Source organism: Sphingomonas sp. YR710, from assembly GCF_900101455.1.
Classification (GTDB): domain Bacteria; phylum Pseudomonadota; class Alphaproteobacteria; order Sphingomonadales; family Sphingomonadaceae; genus Rhizorhabdus.
This window is the reverse complement of record NZ_FMZJ01000009.1, coordinates 159,783-178,965: the sequence shown is the minus strand read 5'-3', so window position 1 is coordinate 178,965 and position 19,183 is coordinate 159,783. Positions and strand designations below refer to the sequence as shown.

Annotated in this window: 16 protein-coding genes; 12 read left to right on the top strand and 4 right to left on the bottom strand. The window is 65.4% G+C overall.

Annotated features, from left to right (window positions below; all coding sequences use genetic code 11):
- The first annotated feature begins 12 nt into the window (after window positions 1-12).
- The 5 genes from BLS13_RS12535 to BLS13_RS12515 all read left to right on the top strand — a co-directional run bounded on the left by BLS13_RS12535 (window position 13) and on the right by BLS13_RS12515 (window position 5,087).
- A complete protein-coding gene (locus BLS13_RS12535) occupies window positions 13-834 on the top strand; it encodes an enoyl-CoA hydratase/isomerase family protein (protein WP_093452543.1) in 822 nt (273 codons plus the stop codon).
- 5 nt (window positions 835-839) lie between these two features.
- On the top strand, window positions 840-1,832 hold the full coding sequence (locus BLS13_RS12530; protein ID WP_093452541.1) for an NAD(P)H-dependent flavin oxidoreductase: 993 nt from the start codon (window positions 840-842) through the stop codon (window positions 1,830-1,832).
- Window positions 1,833-2,113: 281 nt separating this feature from the next.
- Window positions 2,114-3,331 (top strand): sulfotransferase family protein, encoded by a 1,218-nt coding sequence (locus BLS13_RS12525; protein WP_093452540.1) that lies wholly within the window; start codon window positions 2,114-2,116, stop codon window positions 3,329-3,331.
- Window positions 3,328-4,590 (top strand): hypothetical protein, encoded by a 1,263-nt coding sequence (locus tag BLS13_RS12520; RefSeq protein ID WP_093452538.1) that lies wholly within the window; start codon window positions 3,328-3,330, stop codon window positions 4,588-4,590. Before BLS13_RS12525 ends, BLS13_RS12520 begins: the two co-directional genes overlap by 4 nt.
- 170 nt (window positions 4,591-4,760) lie before the next feature.
- Window positions 4,761-5,087, top strand: coding sequence for a DUF4286 family protein (locus BLS13_RS12515; protein ID WP_093452536.1), 327 nt, complete (start codon window positions 4,761-4,763; stop codon window positions 5,085-5,087).
- Between the two features lie 34 nt (window positions 5,088-5,121).
- Here the strand turns inward: BLS13_RS12515 and BLS13_RS12510 are convergent, their stop codons facing one another.
- From BLS13_RS12510 to BLS13_RS12500, 3 genes are all read right to left on the bottom strand, one after another.
- A complete protein-coding gene (locus BLS13_RS12510) occupies window positions 5,122-6,036 on the bottom strand; it encodes a LysR family transcriptional regulator (protein ID WP_093452534.1) in 915 nt (304 codons plus the stop codon).
- Between the two features lie 189 nt (window positions 6,037-6,225).
- Complete coding sequence (locus BLS13_RS12505) at window positions 6,226-7,524, bottom strand: FAS1-like dehydratase domain-containing protein (RefSeq protein WP_093452532.1); 1,299 nt, start codon at window positions 7,522-7,524, stop codon at window positions 6,226-6,228.
- 56 nt (window positions 7,525-7,580) lie between these two features.
- Window positions 7,581-9,071, bottom strand: coding sequence for a class I adenylate-forming enzyme family protein (locus BLS13_RS12500; RefSeq protein ID WP_093452530.1), 1,491 nt, complete (start codon window positions 9,069-9,071; stop codon window positions 7,581-7,583).
- Between the two features lie 371 nt (window positions 9,072-9,442).
- Between BLS13_RS12500 and BLS13_RS12495 the strand changes: the two genes are divergently transcribed.
- The 7 genes from BLS13_RS12495 to BLS13_RS12465 all read left to right on the top strand — a co-directional run bounded on the left by BLS13_RS12495 (window position 9,443) and on the right by BLS13_RS12465 (window position 17,434).
- Window positions 9,443-10,222: an enoyl-CoA hydratase/isomerase family protein gene (locus BLS13_RS12495; RefSeq protein ID WP_176943574.1), complete on the top strand. Its 780-nt coding sequence runs from the start codon at window positions 9,443-9,445 to the stop codon at window positions 10,220-10,222.
- Window positions 10,223-10,273: 51 nt separating this feature from the next.
- Complete coding sequence (locus tag BLS13_RS12490) at window positions 10,274-11,503, top strand: CaiB/BaiF CoA transferase family protein (protein WP_093452526.1); 1,230 nt, start codon at window positions 10,274-10,276, stop codon at window positions 11,501-11,503.
- Between the two features lie 238 nt (window positions 11,504-11,741).
- Window positions 11,742-12,965 carry an acyl-CoA dehydrogenase family protein gene (locus tag BLS13_RS12485; protein WP_093452524.1) on the top strand — a complete coding sequence of 408 codons (1,224 nt, stop codon included), beginning with the start codon at window positions 11,742-11,744 and terminating at the stop codon, window positions 12,963-12,965.
- Entirely contained in the window at window positions 12,962-14,041 is a 1,080-nt protein-coding gene (locus BLS13_RS12480; protein ID WP_093452522.1) for an acyl-CoA dehydrogenase family protein, read from the top strand. The genes BLS13_RS12485 and BLS13_RS12480 overlap by 4 nt, the downstream gene beginning before the upstream one ends.
- Window positions 14,042-14,133: 92 nt before the next feature.
- Window positions 14,134-15,774 (top strand): FAD-binding protein, encoded by a 1,641-nt coding sequence (locus tag BLS13_RS12475; protein ID WP_093452521.1) that lies wholly within the window; start codon window positions 14,134-14,136, stop codon window positions 15,772-15,774.
- An 18-nt stretch (window positions 15,775-15,792) separates the two neighbouring features.
- Complete coding sequence (locus tag BLS13_RS12470) at window positions 15,793-16,611, top strand: enoyl-CoA hydratase-related protein (RefSeq protein ID WP_256325845.1); 819 nt, start codon at window positions 15,793-15,795, stop codon at window positions 16,609-16,611.
- 55 nt (window positions 16,612-16,666) lie between these two features.
- Complete coding sequence (locus BLS13_RS12465) at window positions 16,667-17,434, top strand: SDR family NAD(P)-dependent oxidoreductase (protein ID WP_093452519.1); 768 nt, start codon at window positions 16,667-16,669, stop codon at window positions 17,432-17,434.
- 191 nt (window positions 17,435-17,625) lie between these two features.
- Here BLS13_RS12465 and BLS13_RS12460 read toward each other — a convergent pair whose 3' ends face one another.
- Complete coding sequence (locus BLS13_RS12460; protein ID WP_256325851.1) at window positions 17,626-19,020, bottom strand: MFS transporter; 1,395 nt, start codon at window positions 19,018-19,020, stop codon at window positions 17,626-17,628.
- Window positions 19,021-19,183 lie beyond the last annotated feature (163 nt).

Below are 19,183 nucleotides of genomic sequence, written 5' to 3'. Positions count from 1 at the left end.
CGGGAGACGGCTGTGGACACGGCAACCACGAATGACGAGCGCGAGCTGATCACATCGATCGGTGACGGCATCGCCTCCGCCACGATCAACCGTCCGGCCGCGCGCAATGCCATGTCGACCGAAGTGCGCGGCGAACTGATGGCGTTCCTCGAGAGCCTGCGCGACAATCGCGACGTGCGCGTCGTCCTGCTCCAGGCCGCGGGCAAGACCTTCATCGCCGGCGGCGACGTCAAGGCGTTTGGCTTGGGTCTCGAAATGTCTCCCGAGGACCGCGCCGCCGACATGAAGCGGCGGGCCGCCGGCGCCGGCGCGCTGAGCGCGCTGATCAGCGGGTTGCCGCAGCCGGTGATCGTCGCGGCGCGCGGTTTCGCGGTCGGGGTCGGCGCCAGCGTGATCTTCGCAGCCGACCTCGCGATCGTGTCGGAGACCGCCAAGGTCGGGCTCACCCATGTGACGCTGGGGATCAGCCCCGACGGTGCCGCCACCCACTTCCTGCCGCGCCAGGTGGGGATGAAGCGCGCCGCACAGGTGGCGCTGCTCGGCGAGCTCATGGGCGCCGACGAGCTGCTGGCCCTGGGCCTGGTGAACTGGGTCGTGCCCGATGCCGAGCTCGATGCCCGCGCAATGGCGCTGGCGCGCAAGCTAGCCGCCGGCGCCCCGGTCGCGCAGCAGCAGACCAAGCGCCTGCTGCAAGGCGCGCTTGCGCGTGATATCGACGCGACCGTCGCCGCCGAAGCCGACAGCCTGGCGACGTGCGCACGGACCGATGATTATGCCGAAGGGCTGCGGGCGATCCTCGGGAAGCGCCCGGCCGTGTTCGGCCAGAGGAGCTGACCCAAATGACCTTGCGGACCCGTATCACCGATATGCTGGGGATCGAACATCCCGTCGTCCAGGGTGGGATGATGTGGGTCGGCCGTGCCGAGCTGGCCAGCGCGGTCTCCAATGCCGGGGGCCTGGGCATCCTCACCGGCCTCACCCAGCCTACCCCCGATGCGCTGCGCGCCGAGATCGATCGCTGCCGCGCGATGACCGACAAGCCGTTCGGGGTCAACCTGACCTTCCTGCCCTCGGTCAGCCCGCCGCCTTATGCCGAATATCGCCGCGCGATCATCGAAAGCGGGGTGCGGATCGTCGAGACCGCCGGCAACAATCCGCAGGAGCATGTCGAGGATTTCAAGTCGCACGGGATCGTCGTGATCCATAAGTGCACCGCGGTCCGCCATGCGCTGTCGGCCGAGCGGATCGGCGTCGATGCCGTCTCGATCGACGGTTTCGAATGCGCAGGCCACCCCGGCGAAGACGATATTCCCGGCCTGATCCTGATCCCGGCGGCCGCCGACAAGCTGCGCATCCCGATGCTGGCGAGCGGCGGCTTCGGCGACGGGCGCGGGCTCGTCGCGGCACTCGCGCTCGGCGCCGACGGCATCAACATGGGCACGCGCTTCATCGCCACCCGCGAGGCCCCGGTCCACGACAATGTCAAACGCTTCATCGTCGCCAATGACGAACGCGCGACCCGCCTCATCTTCCGTGCCTTCCGCAACACCACCCGCGTCTCGGCGAACAGCGTCTCCAACCAGGTCACCGAGATCCTCAGGGATCCGAACGCGGTGTTCGAGGATGTGCGCGAGCTCGTGCTCGGCGCCAAAGGCCGCATCGCGCTGGAGACCGGCGACCTCGACCACGGGCTGATCACCGCCGGACAGGTGCAGGGCCTGATCCATGACGTGCCCAGCTGCCAGGAGCTCGTCGAGCGCATCGTCCGCGATGCCGAAACCATCATCCGGCAGCGGCTCTCCGCCGCCATCCGGGAGCCGGTCGCAGCCTGAGGCTGATTTTCCGACTTTCGTCGGTCCGGCACCAGCCCGCTCCCCCACCCGGCCACCCATATGATACTGCCGTTGGGTGGCCGGGTGGGGGAGTAGCCGGTCGGTCATGCCCCCGGCATGACCTGAACAGCGCGGGGCGCTGTTCACCTGCGACTGGCTGGTGCCGCCTAAACCAAAAAACGCGATGACATATGCGGATGTGAATCTCTCGCCCCTGTCCGGCGCAAAGCGGATGATAGCATCGCCCCGATAAGAATAGACGGGGCGAGGTTGTGCGTGGGGTGTCTTCACTCGAATTGATCTATGGGGCGGCGCTTGCGCCCTTTGCGGCGCCCTTTGCCGCCGACAGGCTGCTGCGCGACGCCGAGCAGGCGACCGGGCTTGGCGACTGGGGCGGTACGCGCTGGGCCGAGCTGCGGTTTCGCGAGCGGCTGTCCGCGCTGTGCCAGGCGCTCGGCAATGAGGCCAAACTCAATGCCACCGGTGCCACGCGCGCGCATTCGCGGCTGCATGTGCTGCTCTGTTCGCGGCTTCGCCAGGTCGACTGGCACGGCAGGATGGACAGCGCGCCGCCGATCGCGGCGCCTTTGGTCGGAACCGGCATGCCGCGTGCGGGTACGACCTTTCTCCACGGCCTGCTCGCCTGCGATCCCGACAATCGCGTCGCCACCGCCGCGCAGGCGGCCATCCCGGTCCCGCCGCCGGGCGCCGGCGCTATCGACGAAGCGGAGCGGACCGGCCTTTACGAACGCATCCTCGCTTTTCAGGGCTTCACCGCCGCCGACGTCACCGCGATCCATCCTTATGCCGCCGCCGCACCCGAGGAATGCGTCTTCCTCCAGGAAGGCGCGTGCGGGATGCCGCTGGGGGCCTTCTACAACGCGCCGGCCTTCGGCGCGCTGGCCACAAGCAAGGCGGGGATAGACGATAGCTATGCCTGGCAGAAGGGCATGATGCAGAGCCTGCAATCCGCGCAGCCCGGCAGACGCTGGCTGCTGAAGGCGCCTTCGCACGTCATCAATATGGATGCGCTGGCCGGGGCCTTTCCCGATGCGCGGATCTTCCTCAACCATCGCGATCCCGGCAAGGTCATCCCGTCGGTGGCGAGCCTCTACATGAAGCTTTACAGCCTCGCATCGGACGACAGCGTCGACGCGAAGGCATTGGGGCCGGCGCTGGTGGCACGGTGGTCGAGGATCCTGAACGATCTCGAGGCCTGGCGCGCCGCCCATCCGCAGATCCGGGTGGTCGATATCCATTATGCCGAGCTGATCGCCGATCCGATCGCGCAAGCCGAACGCCTCTATGCGGCATTCGGCCTGCCGGTCAGCGCCCGGACGACCGCCGCCATGGCCAGCCACCTCAAGACCGACCGGCACGGCAAGGGGCCGGCGCGCAGCTACAGCCTGGCCGATTTCGGCCTCACCGAAGCCGATATCGAGCAGGGCTTCGGCGCCTATATCGACCGGCACGGTATCGCCCGGGAGCGACGGACATGATCAACCCGATCGACAATCCGGGGCAGATTGCCGCCGAGCGCGATGTCATCGCCTTGTGGGCCGACGAACGGGTGCAGGCGGCGCGCGCGCATGTCGGCCGGCTGTGGCACAATGGCTGGGCCGATCGCATGCCCGACGAGGTGCACCCGTTCGTCGAGCGCGCGCTCGACGAATATATGGTCAACTGGATCTTCAAGGCGGCGGCGAGCGACGGCCAGCATCCGCGCTTCGTGCGCAATTTCATGCCGGCCTATCGCTGGCACGGGCATGATGTTCCGGGCGCGCGGACCGGCGGCGACAATCCCGACAATTGCTATCGCCTGGCCGGGGTCGCCCATGGCACCCGCTACCGCGTGACCGGCCGGGTCATCGGATGCGAGCCGGCCAATGTCTCGTTCACGCTGGTCGGCGATTACGGCACGTCGGTGACGATCCAGACGATCGAGAGTCACGCGCTGGAGCGGGCGTCCGACGGTTCGTTCGTGATCACCATCGACGATCAGCCGGCGGCCGGCCGCCGCAATCATATGACCACGGCCCCCCATGTGAAATTCCTCTATGTGCGCGATTCGATGGAAGACTGGGCCCGCGAGACCCCGTTCGACCTGACGATCGAGCGGTTGGGAGCCGCCGCCGCCGCCCCGCTGTCGCGCGACGACATGGCGCAACAGGCGATGATCCGCGCGCGCGAGGACGTGCCTTTATATTATTGGTTCCAGTCCACCTTCATCAACATGACGATCAACAGCTGGCGGTTCCTGCCCGCCAATCGCGGGACCGGCGGCCTCGTCACCCAGGCGATCGGGCGCGGCTATTTCCATCTCGGGCCCGATGATGCGGCGATCATCGACTATGCCCCCGGCGGGGCGGCCTATGTCGCGATCCAACTCGGCAACTGGCTGTTCCAGTCGCTCGACGCGGACCGGATCAGCTCGAGCCTCACGCGCGCGCAGTGCGCGGTCGATGGCGACGGGCGCATCCGCGCGGTCATCGCGCGGCGTGACCCGGGGGTCGCCAACTGGCTCGATTGCGGCGACTTCGCTTATGTCATGATGATGCAGCGCTGGCAGGGCCTGCCTGCCACCCCGGTCCAGGACGGCCCCGGCCTTGCAGCGCGCATCGTCGGCATCGACGATTTGCGCGGCGCCCTGCCCCCCGATACCATCTGGATGGACGCGCAGGCGCGCGCGGCGCAGATCGCGGCGCGCAAGCAAGCATTTGCGCGGCGTTTGCAGACTAATGACGAAAGCGCGTTTTGAAATGCGCCTTGCGGCGCATTGCGGCACCAGCCCGCTCCCCCACCCGGCCACCCATATGATACTGCCGTTGGGTGGCCGGGTGGGGGAGCGGGCTGGTGCCGCCTCGAAATGCGCTCTTTCGCGCATTTCCAAATGGACTCTGAGCACATGAAAAAGGAGAGACTGGCGCTATGGGAAAATATCGGCTGATCGTCACCAGCGAGGCCCTGCCGGGGCGCGGTGCGGACTATAGCGAATGGTGCCGTGTGCAGCATTTTCCCGACATCATGCGCGTGCCGGGGGTTGCCTCGGCGCAGCGCTTCAAGCTTGCCGGCGGCGCGGACGAGCCTGCGCGCTTCATGGCCATATTCGAGCTCGATACCGATCGGCCGCACGATGTGCTTGCCGAATTCGGGAAGCGCAACGGCACGCCGGACATGCCGAGCGGCGATTGCTTCGACCGGTCAAGCGTCAGGATTCAGATCGCCGAGCTCGAAGGCGAATGGAGCGCGGCCTGAGGGGCTGGTGCCGCTTACCTAAACCGAAAAACCCCTATGCCTCCGGCGTGGCCGGCTCGGCGGGCTTCCCATTGGCTTCCTGGGCGAGGCGCCACAACCGTTCGGCCGAAGGCGACATGATGCGCTTGGCGCGGATGAGCAGCAGGTTGAACGGCGGCAGGACATCCTCGACCGATCGCCTGACGAAATCGTCAGGGACGATGTCTGTCGGCGCATAGCAGGCGACACACAGCCGCTTCTGCTTGGCCACATCGAGCACATAGCGCCGTCCCTCTGGCACATGGACGGGGACGGCGCCGACGTCCAATATCCATGAGTAGCGCGATGCCGAGGTCATGTTCTTGGCATCCTTGATCGCGATCGCGAGGGGTTGCCCTGCGAAATCGCTCAGCCGGAGCGGCGAGAGGGTGGCCAGCGGGTTTTCCTGGGGGATGGCGAAGGTCAGGTCGAGCCGCTGCAGCTCGCAGGTTTCGACCTTCGGATCATCGAGCGGGCCAAAGGCGATCCCGAAATCGACTTCGCCGGACTTGACCTTTTCGACGACATCGTCGGTCCATTCGGACGCCGAGATATTGACCGCCACGTTCGGGCGGATCGTCGCGTATTTTTCGAGCAGCCGGTCCCGGCCTTCGAGCGAGAAGGTCGTATAAGCGACGCAGATCATCAGCTCGGACTTGCGCCGGCGGGTCATCTCGACCGCCTTGTCGCGGATGCGCTGGGCTGCGACCTCGATTTCGCGCGCGACCTCGTAAAATTCCTGGCCTTCGGGGGTGAGGGTGATCCGCGATCCGCTGCGCTCGAACAGCATGATGCCAAGATAATCCTCGAGCTGCATGATCTGCCGGGACAGCCATGGCTGGTCGATCCTCAGGACGGTCGCGGCGCGCGTGAAGGACAGATGCTCCGCGACGGCGACAAACCGCTGGATGCGTACGAGACTGAGGTTCATCCTGGGATACCCAACTATTTTTGCGACCACTGCCGGGAGCAGGGCCGCTTTGATCTTCAATGGCGAACCTTGTCAAGCATGGGACACGCGGGGACATCCGCCGGAAGGAGATATCCGACGGATGCACCCGGACTGGCGGCGCACAGCGCCTTTGCGGGCCCGATCCGGGAGCCCGTCGATCCTTTCGGCCTATCGGCCCTTGCCGGCGGCCTTGATCCGTTCGGCCGCGTCCGCCATCAGCTTGGCGCCGCGCGCGCGCAGATCGACATCGGGTTGCGGCAGCATGACCGGCCCTTCCGCGCGCGAGGGGAGCCGCACGGTCGCGGTCGCGGTGCAGGTGACCTCGCCGCGCTGGTTGGTGCCGGTGATCGACAGGACCGCCGCGCACAGCTCGCCGGGCGCGCTCTTCGAGACGACTTCGCCGGTGATGAACGTCGTATCGCCGTGGAAGTTGAAGCTGCGGATCTGCGTTGCGAGACCCGCGATCCAGGCATCGTCGCCCATCCAGTTGGTGATCGCGTGGGTCATCCAGTTCGAGCGCATCTGGCCATAGTCATAAGGGGCCGGCAGGCCCAGCTCCTCTGCCCGCTGCGGATCCCAGTGGAGACGGATCATCGACTGGGGAACGCCATATTTGTCGTCGCTGAAGAAGCCGGACAGCTTCTGGCGGGTCTTCCAGTTGTAGCGCAGGGGCCCCGCGCCATAGGTGGTGCCAAGGCCCCAGCCCACATGGGCCGAGATGATGTCGAGCGTCGACAGCGGCCCCTTGACGATCGGCACGATCGCATCGCCGACCGCGACATCCTCCCACCAGCGCGGGGTGGCACCGCGGATTTCCTCGGCGGCATAATATGCGTCGATCTTGGCGATCTCTTCGGGCGTATAGACGTGGCGCTCGGTCTTGGCGTGCTTGCCGACCTTCTTCGAACCGCCGCGCTCGGCATTGATGAAATTCTCGTAGCGCACCGCGACCGGCACGCCGTCGCGGTCGACATAGAGGTGCCGGATCGTATCGAGCACGGTGCGGGCGCCCGAAAAGGAGGATTGCTGCTTCACCTCGACCTTGGAGACGGCACTGTCATGATAGATGACGTCGCCGGGCCGGATCGGGCGGAACAGCTCCCAGTTGGTACCGACATTGTAGCGGCCGACGCCGCGGTACAGACCCTTGAACAGCGCCTTCAGCTCGGGCGTGTCATATTTGGGGGTTTCGTTGATCCCGGCCGTGGTCAGGAAGAGCGGCGGCGCGATCAGCCCGCGCCAGCGCGTCGTCTGGCCATAATCGGGCTCGTGCCAGAGCGGATTGTCGTCGGCCACGAAGCCGAAGGCGAAATGCCGGATGCCGTCGTCCGACACGAGCCGGTTGAAGCAAGGGCCATGCTCATATTGCGAGACCCCGATCTGCCGGCGTTCGCGCGCGATATCCTCGTCCGTGATCCTCGCATTGTCGATCTCGGCCGGGGGCTTCGTGGTGGCGGCGGTGGACATGGAACTTCTCCTTGAATGTGTTTTGTCGGGCCCTGGCGCGGTGTTTGCCGGCAGTGTCAGCCCTTTGCGATGGCCAATATGTCGGGCCGGCTGATTTTCATCGAAACGGTACGCGGAAGCTGGTCGACAAATTTGAAGGCGACCGGCACCTGATAGGGGGTGAGATGCTCGCGGGCGAGCTGCTTGAGCTCGGCCTCGCCGGGCACGGTGTGCCCGGGCCGGGTTTCGATCACCGCGACCGGCACCTGGCCGAGGCGGTCGTCGGGGATGCCGATGACGGCGGCGTCCTGGACGGCCGGGTGGCGGCGCAGCACGCGGGCGACCTCGTCGGGCAGCACCTTGAAGCCGCCGCGGATGATGGCGTCGTCGGCGCGGCCGCGGATGAACAGGAAGCCGTCCTCGTCGATCGTTGCCAGGTCGGTGGTCGCCAGCCAGCCATCGGTCTTGTTCTCGACCTGGACCTCGAGGATGCCCATCCGGCCGTCGGTGACGGGCTCGCCGCTCTCCTGGTCGACGATCCGCAACTGCGCACCGGCCACCGCGCGGCCGACGCTGCCGCGCTTGGCGGCCGCAAAGCTCTTATGGTCGGGCAAGGTCCAGCATGCAGCCCCACCGAATTCGGTGGCGCCATAGTCGACGAGGATCGGGATGCCGTAGCGTTCCTCGAAGTCGGCCTGGAGCTGCGGATCGAGCGGGGCGGTGCCGCTGCGCACCGCGAGCAGGCTCGACAGCGCCTCCTTCGGCACATCGGCTTCGACGATCATCCGGATCATGGCGGGCACCAGCGACATCACCTTCGGGCGGTGGCGGCGGACCGCGTCGATCGTGTGCTCGATCGAGAATTTCTGCTGGAGCGCGACCGGGCGCGCGGAAAAGAGCGCGAGCATGACGCCGAACGAGCCGGCATGCGCCAGCGGGCGAAAGATGATCGACGGCGAACTCTTGATGCGCAGTTCCCCGCCGCCCGATTTTTCGGAGCGCTGGCCGACCGCGAGCGCGCTCACAATCGCCTCTTCGGATTGCGGCGAGCGCTTGGGCGGGCCGGTCGTGCCGCTGCTGAGCCGCTCGATGGTGATGCCGGGCATCGGATCGCGGTGCGGGCCGGGCACCAGCTTTTCGAGGCCGGGGATCGCCGAGACGGTTCCGCCGGCCGCATCGAGGGTGACGAGCAGGCCGGCGGTGCCGGCGGTCCGGGCGGCATCGACGAGGCCGTCGATATCCCAGAAATGCCGGCTGCCGACGATGACCGGGAAACGCTGCTCGCGGATTTCCTGCGCCAGGATTTTCGGCGCCATATGCGGATTGAGCAAGGCGATGCAGTGGTGGTGCAGGACGAGGCCCGCCATCGCCGCGACCGCGCCGGGGGTGTTTTCGGCCGCCCAGCCCACCACGTCATGCTCACAGGCGCCGGCATCGCGGATCGCAGCCCCGATCGCATCGCCGAGCGCCTCGAGCTGCGCCCAGCTGAACTGGGTTCCCTCGAATTCGAGGGCCCAGCTTTCAGCGCCCAGTTTCAGAATCTGGCGAAGTCGTTCGGCTAGCTGCATCAACCATCATCCTCACATGACCGGGCCACTTCTGGTTTTCGGCCTGCCGTCCGGACGCGAGCCCGGACTTTTCGGAGCCGTGCGGAGATTTTTTTCCGCAAACGCCCGGACAGGCATGGGGCTCGGATCGAATTCCATCCTCGCGCGACCATCATGGAAATAGCCGCACGAGTATAATCCCGCTTCACGCCATGGGAGGTTTGACGGCAAGTGAGAGTATCGCATGCCATCAGGGCGAATAAGGTATGGTGTGCAGATTGTCCTGTGGCGGTCGGTGCCGTAAATGCTTCAGCCCAAGCAAACGATTGGTCAAGCAAATGATGGTGCGGCAATCACCGCATCCATGATGCCGCCAACTAAGGGGTATGGCGATGTACGAGGGTCTCGACGCGATCAGGGTCGAGCGTCGCGGCTCGGTGCTGTGGGTCAGCATGGACAAAGAAGAGCGTCCCAATGCCGATCTCACGCGCATTTTCCGCGAGGTCAACAATGATCCGGATACGCGGGTCGTGGTGCTCACCGGTGCTGCGGAGAAGGTGTTTTGCGTCGGCGCCGGCGGCGGCGGTCACCTCGACAACAGCGAGGCGGGCCGCAACGCCTATTGGTATCATGGCATGCAGCTTGCGCGCGACGTGATCGTCAGCGCACTCGAATGCGAGAAACCCATCATCGGCCGGATCAATGGCCATGCCGTCGGCAAGGGATGCTCGATCGCCTTGTGCTGCGACATCACCGTCATGGCCGAAGAGGCCAAGATCGGTGACACGCACGTCAAGGTCGGGCTTGCCTGCGGCGACGGCGGATCGCTGCTGTGGCCCTATATCGTCGGGCCGCTGCTCGCGCGGCGCTTCCTGCTGACGGGCGATCTGCTGACGGGCCGGGAAGCCGAGCGCATCGGGCTGGTCACCGAGGCGGTGCCGCGTGCCGAACTCGACGCGCGCACCGATTATTGGGCAGGCCGCCTGATGGAAGGATCGCCTTCGGCGGTCACGATGACCAAGCGCGCGCTGAGCGCCTGGATCCGCAGCCAGGCCGGCGAACATCTCGATATGTCGCTCGGTCTCGAAACGCTGAGCTTCCTGACCGAGGATCATCGCGAGGGCGCGGCCGCGCTGGGCGAACGGCGTCCGCCCAATTTCACCGGCCGCTGAAAGCCGATAGGTTGCACAAGCGATGACAATGTCTGGCGATAAGGTGTGTGAATGAGCAAGCTTGACGGCCCGCTCGAGGGTGTTCGGGTTCTGGAAATGGGGCGGCTGATCGCAGCGCCGTTCTGCGGGCAGACGCTGGGCGATCTCGGTGCCGATGTGATCAAGATCGAACGCGTCGGGGCCGGCGACGACATCCGCGGCTATGGCCCGCCCTTCCTGGGCGGACGCGAGGGGCCGGGCTCGGAATCGGCGTCCTATCTGACGTTCAACCGCAACAAGCGCTCGATCGCGATCGACTTCGCTCACCCCGAAGGCGTCGAACTGATCCGCCGCCTGGCCGCCGAATGCGACGTCTTCATCGAAAATTTCAAGGTCGGCTCGCTTGTCAAATATGGCCTCGACGAAGCCAGCCTGCGCAAGGTGCGCCCCGACATCGTCTATCTCTCGGTCAGCGGTTTCGGACAGTCCGGCCCTTATGCCGGCCGGCCGGCAACCGACGTCGTCGTCCAGGGGATGAGCGGGCTGATGAGCGTGACCGGCGAAGCCGATGGCCCGCCCAATCGGGTGGGCGTGCCGATCGTCGACATGTTTACCGGGCTCTATTCGGCGATCGCGGTCGTATCCGCGCTGCTCGGCCGGGCCAAAGGCGAACGCCATGGCGATTGGGCGCGGGTGTCGCTGCTCGATGCCGGCATGGCGATGATGGGCATGCAGGCGATGGTTGCCGAACTGAGCGGCACGGTGCCGCTGCGCACCGGCAATGACGGACAGGGCTCGGCGCCTTCGGGGCTGTTTGCGTGCCGCGATGGCCAGGTGTTGCTGCAGGCCGGCAAGGATGCCGATTTCGCCAAGCTGTGCGCCGTGCTCAAACTCGAACATCTCCTCGACGATCCGCGCTTCGCCCTGCGCTCGCGCCGCGTCGAAAACTACCTGGCGCTCCAGCCCATCATCAACGCCGCGACCAGCCAGTGGGGACGGCAGGCGCTGTACGATGCGCTGGTCGGCGTCAGCGTGATCTGCGGCCCGGTCAACACCATCACCCAGGCGATGGCCGATCCGCAGGTGGTCGCCAACGGCGCGGTGGTGCCGGCCGGCCATCCGGTCAATCCCGAGCTGACGCTGATCGCTTCGCCCATCCGTTTCGGCGATGCGGTCGTGCCGGTCCGCCGTTATCCGCCGCGCATGGGCGAGCATAGCCGCGAGGTGCTCAAAGAACTGCTCGATATGGATGACGACCGGATCGCGCAGCTCGCCGAGATGAAGGCGATCCAGCTCGGTTGAGGGGTTGGGAGCGGGCCGGTGCCGCACATGCGCCAAAGGCGCATTCTCACACAGGTCGATTGACAAAGCGGGCCGAAAGGGCCGCTAAGTCAGACCGACACATGAAGTCATGTGTGACTCCCCCTAGAGAGGGGAGGCGACATCCCCGACCGTCGATTGCGTGATACGCGATCATGTCGGCGATGGCCGGGGTGTGGATTTTGCGTGTTTTAAACAGGTCGAGAGGAGACCGGGTCGTATGGACTTGTCCTACTCCCAGGAGAATGAAGATTTTCGCGCCGCGGTTCAGGCCTTCCTGAAGGCGAACTGGCCGCTGCCCGAATCGCTTGGTGACATGGAAGCGCGCAAGGAGGAATTCCGCAGGCGCGCAACCGAAGCGGGGTACATGTACCGCGCGATCCCCAAGCAATATGGCGGATCCGAGCAATCGCTCGACTTCCTCAAGGGCGAGATCATCCGCGAGGAGATCAAGAAGCACGGCGCACCGACCGAGCCCGTCCACATGGGCACCGGCCGCGTGATTCCCGTGCTGCTCGAATGGGGCACGCAGGAACAGAAGGATTACTGGATCCCGCCGACGAAGAGCGGCGAGTATCAGTGGTGCCAGGGCTATAGCGAACCCAATGCCGGCAGCGATCTGGCATCGCTGCGCACCCGCGCCGAACTGGTCGGCGACAAGTGGATCATCAACGGCCAGAAGATCTGGAGCTCGGGCGCACACAAATATCCGTTCATGGTCGCTTTGATCCGCACCGAACCGGAAGATATCGCCCCGCGCCACAAGGGCATTTCCTATTTCCTGCTCGATCTGCGCCAGCCCGGCGTTGAAATCCGCCCGATCAAGCAGATTTCGGGCGAGCCCGAATTCAACGAGGTGTTCTTCACCGATGCCGAAGCCCCGCTCGATGCGATCATCGGCGGACGCGGCAATGGCTGGGCCGTCTCGCGCATGTTGCTGCGCTACGAGCGTGCAGCATTTTCGGGAATCAACTGGGCGGACTCGCTGATCCGCCGGCTGATCAAGACCGCCAAGGAAACCATCCGCGACGGCAAGCCCGCACTCGAGGAGCCGGCGCTGCGCGCCGACATCGCCCGGCTGCAGGCCCGCGCCATGGCGATGCGCTATTCGGCCTATCGCGACATGTCGATGGAAGCCGTCGGCGAAGCCTCGGGCGACTATATGATGCTCCAGAAACTCTATCTGACCGATATGGTGCACGAGCTCGACCGGCTGACCCGCGACCTGCTCGCCGACGACCTGATGATGCTCACCCCCGGCGAAGGCCGCGACGGCCTCAAGGGCAATGCCAAGTGGGCCGATGCCTCCTTGCAGAGCATGAAGATCGCCATCGGCGGCGGATCCTCGAACATTCAACGCAACATTATCGGCGAACGTGTCCTCGGCCTGCCACGCGATGGCGTCGGCGTGAACGCCCGTTCGACCACGGAGGCCGGACGATGAATTTTCGTCTCAATGAAGATGAGCAGGAGCTGCAGAACACGATCGCCCGCATCCTGGCGGCCGATCGCATCCAGCCCCGCGTGCGCGCCGTCCTCGACGGCAAGGCCCGCTGGGATCCGGAAACCTGGCGCGAACTGGTCGATTTCGGGCTGACCGCGCTCATCGTTCCTGCCGAATATGACGGCATGGGCATGTCGATGGTCGAACTCGCTCTGTGCGCCGAGGAACTCGGCCGCTCGGCCGCCGCCGTGCCGTTCCTCGGCCATGTGCTGGCGACGATCGCGATCGTCGAAGGCGGCAGCGACGAACAGAAGGCCCGGCTCCTGCCCAGGCTGGCCAGCGGCGAACTGCTCGGCTCGGTCGCGCTCTCCGACGCCAACGACAATTGGGCGCCGCAGGACTGGACGATGGCGCCCGACGGCACCACCATCTCGGGCCGCAAGCGCAACGTGCCGAACGGCGATCTGGCCGGGCTGCTGGTGGTCGGGCTCGCCGGCGGCCAGCTCGGCATCGTCGAGGTCGCAGCCGGCGGGGTCAGCGTCGAACAGTTCGAAGTGATGGACATGACCCGGCCGATCTGTTCGGTCGACTTCGACAAGGCCCCCGTCGAACTGCTCGCCAACGGCCCCGCCGGCGCCGAGCGCATGTGGGATGCAGCGCTCGCGCTGCTCGCCGCCGATGCCTATGGCGGCGCCTGGCGGATCCTCGCGATGACGCGCGATTATGTGCAGGTGCGCGAGGCGTTCGGCGCCAAGCTCGCCGAATTCCAGGGGATCAAGCATCAGCTCGCCAACCTCGTCCTCGAGGTCGAGCCGACCCGCGGCCTCTATTGGTATGCAGCCTATGCCTTCGCCCGCCTGCCCGAGAAAGCCGCTCACGCCGCCTCCCTCGCCAAGGCGCAGACCGCCGAAGTCTATATCCAGACCGCGCGGCTGTGCACCGAGCTGCACGGAGGCATCGGCTTCACCTGGGAATATGACTCGCACATCTGGCTCAAGCGCGCGATGTTCGACCTCGCATGGGCCGGCCGCCCGCAGCGCCTGTTCATGCGCGCCGCGGATCTCGCGGGCTTGTGAAATGCGCCTTTGGCGCATTTGGAGTGGACCGGTGCCGCCTCGAAATGCGCTCTTTGGCGCATTTCGAAACACCATCAGGATGACACGACACGATGAGCAATTGGGACGAAACCGCTGACTTCGTAATCATCGGCAGCGGTGGCGGCTCGATGTGCGCAGCACTCGCCTGCCTCGATCATGGGCTGCGCCCGCTCATCCTCGAAAAGGAACCGCTGGTCGGCGGCTCAACCGCCATGTCGGGCGGCATATTGTGGATCCCCGGCAACGCGCTGATGGCCGAGGCCGGGGTCCCCGATTCGCCCGAACTCGGTCTCCAATATCTCCAGGGCCTCGTGCCCGACCAGCCCGGCTCGACGCTCGCGCGCAAGCAGGCCTATATGAACACCGGCCCCAAGATGATCGACTGGCTGCGCGCCAAGGGCATACCCTTCGTCTATTGCCGGGGCTGGCCCGATTATTATGACGAACGTCCCGGCGGGCAGCCGCAGGGGCGCTCGCTCGGCATGGCGCTGTTCGACGTCGCCAAGCTCGGCACCTGGAAAGACAAATTGCGCCGCAACTTCCTGCGCCTCCCCGTCCAGGGCGTCGAAGGCCACAAGATGACGCTCGCCGCGCGCACCCTCACCGGCTTCTTCACCGCCCTCAAGGTCGGCGCACGAATGCTGCGCATCCGCCTGCTCGGCACCGAATATGCCGGCAGCGGCGCCGCCATCCAGGGATGGATGCTCCACACCTCGCTCAAGGCCGGCATCGACATCCGCACCGAATGGCCAACCGTCGACCTCGTCACCGAAGACGGCCGCGTCACCGGCGTCATCGCCCGCCACAACGGCCGCGACGTCAGGATCGGCGCGAACAAGGGCGTGCTCATCAACGCCGGCGGCTTCGCCCGCAACGCCGAGATGCGCAAAGCCTTCGGACCGCAGCCCTCCTTCACCGAATGGACCGCCTCCAACCCCGGCGACACCGGCGAAATGCTGCAGACCGCGATCAAGCTGGGCGCCGCCACCCACGGCCTCGACCGCGCGATCTGGTGCGTCGCCTCGCGCCAGCCCAACGGCAATCTGGGCATCCACGCCAACGAACTCGCCAAGCCCCACCTCATCCTCGTCGACAAAAACGGACAGCGCTTCACCGACGAATCGTGCAGCTATATGGAAACCGGCCAGAACATCTACAAAGCCGGCGCCGTGCCCTGCTGGGCGATCATGGATAACCGCCACCGCACCCGCTACGCCTGGGCCCTGACCCCGCCGCGCTACACGCCGTCCGAATGGATCTCGAGCGGCTATATGAAGAAAGCCGGCACGATCGAGGCGCTCGCCGACATGTGCGGCATCGACAAAGCCGGCCTCGCCGCCACCATCACCCGCTTCAACGGCTTCGTCGCCGCCAACCGCGACGACGACTTCCACCGCGGCGAACGCGCCTATGACCGCTATTTCGGCGATCCCACCCATCGCCCCAGCCCAACCCTCGGCACGCTCGGCGAAAAACCCTTCTACGCCGTCGAACTCTATCCCGGCGACGTCGGCACCTATGGCGGCCTCGTCACCGACGAGCATGGACGCGTCGAAAAAGCCGACGGAAGCATCATCCCCGGCCTCTATGCCACCGGCAACGTCACCGCCGGCGTCACAGGCAGCGTCTATCCCGGCGCCGGCGCCAGCATCGGCGCCTCGTTCATCTTCGGCTACCGAGCCGCAAAACATGCCGCAGGCGCAAACAGCTGACGCTGACGCCCGCCACCCATGACGGAGACCCTTACCGCGATGCCATCCTTCAAATATCTGCGCACCGAACTCGACAGCAGCGGAATCCTCACCGTGATGCTCGACCGGAACCCGGCCAATGCCGTCGATCGCGACATGTACATAGAGATCGCCGAGCTGTTCAATCATGTCGACCGGATCGGCGAGGGCGTGCAGGTCATCGTGTTCGGCGGCATCGGCAAACATTTCTGCGCCGGCAATGATCTCGAAGAGTTCGCCAACATGACGCCTGAAAACGGCACCGAGCGGATGTGGCGCGTCCGCGAGGCCTTCTACGCAATCTCGGGATGCGCAGTCCCCGTCATCGGCGCCATCCACGGCGCAGCCCTTGGCACCGGCCTCGCTCTGTCGGGCTCGTGCGATTTCGTCGTCGCCGATCCCGATGCCAGCTTCGGCCTGCCCGAGCTCACCGTCGGCGTCATGGGCGGCGCCCGCCATCTCGCCCGCATCGCCCCCTTCCCGCTCGTGCGTCGCATGTATTTCACCGGCATGCCGATGTCCGCGCGCGACCTCGCCGCCGCCGGCGGATGCATCATCCTGTCCGAACCCGGCAAGCATGTCGAGGAAGCCAAAAAGCTCGCCGCCCGCGTCGCCGCCTACAGCCCGACCGCGGTCCGCGTCTCCAAGCGCATTCTCGACCGCATCGAAAATATGGATCTCGAAACCGGCTATGCCTTCGAGCAGGCCGCCACCGTCCGCATGAGCGGGCACCCCGATTCCAAGGAAGCGCTCGCCGCCTTCCGCGAAAAGCGTCCGCCGCGCTACCGCCCCGAAATCGATCGGACGATGTTCGACTGATCCTCCGGCCTATCGTAGCGCCCGTACGGGCCACCCTGAATTTCCTAACATCTTCATGGAGAATCCAATGAAACTGCAAGACAAGGTCGCCCTGATCATCGGCGGATCGTCGGGCCTCGGCCGCGCGTCGGCCGAATCCTGCGCCGCCGAAGGCGCCAGGGTCGTGATCGCCGACATCAACGAGCGCGGCGCCGAAGAGGCGCTCGCCGGCATCCGTGCCGCAGGCGGCACCGGCATCTTCGTGCACACCGACGCCACCGACGACGACGCCGTCAAGGCCGCCGTCGACGCCACCGTGCGTGAATATGGCAAGATCGATATCCTCGTGAACAGTGCCGGCGGCCGCCACGCCAACGATGCCGCAGGCTGGCACCGCGCGATCGACATGTATCTCAAGGCCCCTTATTACGGATGCCGCCACGCCATCCCCGAAATGGAAAAGACCGGCGGCGGTTCGATCATCAACATCGCATCGCTCTCCGGCGTCACCGGTTCGATGGCCAAGACCCCCGAAGGCACCGGATACCCCGCCGCCAAGCATGGCGTCATCGGCATCACCAAGACCCTCGCCATCGCCAACGGCAAGAAGAACATCCGCGTCAACGCCATCTGCCCGGGCTATATCAAGACCGAACTCACCCGCAGCCTCTTCGAGGCCGCAGACGGCGGCGAACAGCTCATCAACGAAACCCTCAAGGTCCCCATGAACCGCTGGGGCGAGGCACACGAAATCGGCACCGTCGCCGCTTTCCTCGCTTCCGACGACGCCTCCTTCATCACAGGGCAGTCCATCATCGTCGATGGCGGGTTCATGGCTCGATAAAATCCACCGCCCAAACGGCACCGGCACTCCCCCCAAAGGGAACCCGCCGGTGCCAGCCATGGACAACGCCACGCGCAAAGCCCTGTACGGCAAGCCGGCGCCGTCAAAATCGGCGTCGCTTTCCAAGAGCAATTCTGACCCAAAGACCTCCCGGTTTCCCAAAATAGGGAAGCGCTGGGGAAGTTTTTTCCTCAATCAGCGAGCACATTCGCTTCCGCGGTGACATCCCTTCGGCCACCCTTGAGGAACATTGCAACGAACATTGCGGCAAAGCTTGTCGCGGCTATCCAGCCCATCGTAATCCGGTAGCTGTCCGCCGACGGGAAATGCGCGCCGCCGTCCGGGGACAGCACGGTAAAGCTGGAAAGCGAGATCGCGATGAACTGGGCTCCCAGTGCCAATCCGATGCTGCGGATCACCGCCATCGTTCCGATAGCTTCGCTCGTCCTTCTTTCCGGCACGACGTCGACGATGACATTGGCGGTGGCCGTCACCACCATCGTCGTGCCGTATGAGGTGACGCACAGCAACAGCATGATCTTCACGAGACTATCGGGCAGCGTCAGCGCATAGACCCAGCCCAAAGCCGCGATCAGGCAGGACATGACGAATGTCTTGCGATGGCCGATCCGCAGCGCAAGCCAGCTGGCAAGCGGTCCCGCAGTCACGGTGACGCCATGCGACGGCAATTTGGCGAGGCCTGCGGCCATCGCGGTCAGGCCAAGCCCGACGCCGGTCCAGCGCGGCGATTGAACGTAGGTCGAGGCGATATAGACGATCTGCATCGTCCCCATGGCGAGCAGGAGCGTGGCGGCATTCGAGATTGCGAAATCGCGCACGGCGAACAATCTGAGATTGATGAAGGGGTCCCGTGCGGCGAGCGTGCGCCGGCCCCAAATCCACATGACCACAAGGCCAGCAGCCGATGTGGCCATGACCTGCGGGGAAAATACGCCATATTGCTTGATCATGCCGATCGCGAGCATCACCGCCACGATACCCGGTATCGGCAGAAGGCCCTCGATCCAGTCGATGGGGGCGCCCTTCTCCGCGGGTTTGGTCGCGGGCAAATAGCGCCAGCAGGCGATCAGCGAGATCAGGACCAGCACGCCACTGGCCAGGAATAGAAATTGCCAGTTGAAATGGTCGACGATCGCGCCGCCCAGAACAAGGCCGAGCGCGGAGCCCACGCCTTGCGCCGTCGTGAGCAGGCCGATGCTCATCCGCAACCGATCCCGCGACATCGTTTCGCGCAGCAATCCGATGGAAAGCGGCAACACGGTGACGGAGAGCCCCTGCAGCGCCCGTCCCAGCATGACGAGTGCGAAATTGTGAGACAAAGCGCTGAGCAGAGATCCCGCCAGCGCGGCAGCCAGCAGGATGACAATCATCGACTTGCGGCCACGCATGTCGCCAAACCGGCCCACCACGGGCGCGGTTGCAGCGGCGATCAGCGGATGGACGGCCACGAGCTGCCCGGCCAGGAACGGATCCCCGAAGGTTCGAATCAGCGTCGGAATGGCCGCGTATATCATCGATGTTTCGAAGGTCACGGTCGACTCCGCGAGGCAAAGTCCCAGGAGCATGGCGATCGGAAAGGCAGGCCGCTCTTGCACCAATTCGAATCCTCAATTTTGCCGGGCTGAAGCGGACCGGTCGTTTATCCCAAGCCGGAAGGCCGAATGATCAAGCTGTGTAATGCACAGATCAAGGCGTCAACATCTTTCCCCGATATGGCTGGCCGCGACC

What these genes read in the sequence shown, in the direction of transcription:
- BLS13_RS12530 (WP_093452541.1), top strand. Translation starts at nt 840, where the DNA reads ATGACCTTGCGGACCCGTATCACCGATATGCTGGGGATCGAACATCCC.
- BLS13_RS12520 (WP_093452538.1), top strand. Translation starts at nt 3,328, where the DNA reads ATGATCAACCCGATCGACAATCCGGGGCAGATTGCCGCCGAGCGCGAT.
- BLS13_RS12515 (WP_093452536.1), top strand. Translation starts at nt 4,761, where the DNA reads ATGGGAAAATATCGGCTGATCGTCACCAGCGAGGCCCTGCCGGGGCGC.
- BLS13_RS12510 (WP_093452534.1), bottom strand. Translation starts at nt 6,036, where the DNA reads ATGAACCTCAGTCTCGTACGCATCCAGCGGTTTGTCGCCGTCGCGGAG.
- BLS13_RS12505 (WP_093452532.1), bottom strand. Translation starts at nt 7,524, where the DNA reads ATGTCCACCGCCGCCACCACGAAGCCCCCGGCCGAGATCGACAATGCG.
- BLS13_RS12500 (WP_093452530.1), bottom strand. Translation starts at nt 9,071, where the DNA reads ATGCAGCTAGCCGAACGACTTCGCCAGATTCTGAAACTGGGCGCTGAA.
- BLS13_RS12495 (WP_176943574.1), top strand. Translation starts at nt 9,443, where the DNA reads ATGTACGAGGGTCTCGACGCGATCAGGGTCGAGCGTCGCGGCTCGGTG.
- BLS13_RS12490 (WP_093452526.1), top strand. Translation starts at nt 10,274, where the DNA reads ATGAGCAAGCTTGACGGCCCGCTCGAGGGTGTTCGGGTTCTGGAAATG.
- BLS13_RS12485 (WP_093452524.1), top strand. Translation starts at nt 11,742, where the DNA reads ATGGACTTGTCCTACTCCCAGGAGAATGAAGATTTTCGCGCCGCGGTT.
- BLS13_RS12480 (WP_093452522.1), top strand. Translation starts at nt 12,962, where the DNA reads ATGAATTTTCGTCTCAATGAAGATGAGCAGGAGCTGCAGAACACGATC.
- BLS13_RS12475 (WP_093452521.1), top strand. Translation starts at nt 14,134, where the DNA reads ATGAGCAATTGGGACGAAACCGCTGACTTCGTAATCATCGGCAGCGGT.
- BLS13_RS12470 (WP_256325845.1), top strand. Translation starts at nt 15,793, where the DNA reads ATGACGGAGACCCTTACCGCGATGCCATCCTTCAAATATCTGCGCACC.
- BLS13_RS12465 (WP_093452519.1), top strand. Translation starts at nt 16,667, where the DNA reads ATGGAGAATCCAATGAAACTGCAAGACAAGGTCGCCCTGATCATCGGC.
- BLS13_RS12460 (WP_256325851.1), bottom strand. Translation starts at nt 19,020, where the DNA reads ATGCTCCTGGGACTTTGCCTCGCGGAGTCGACCGTGACCTTCGAAACA.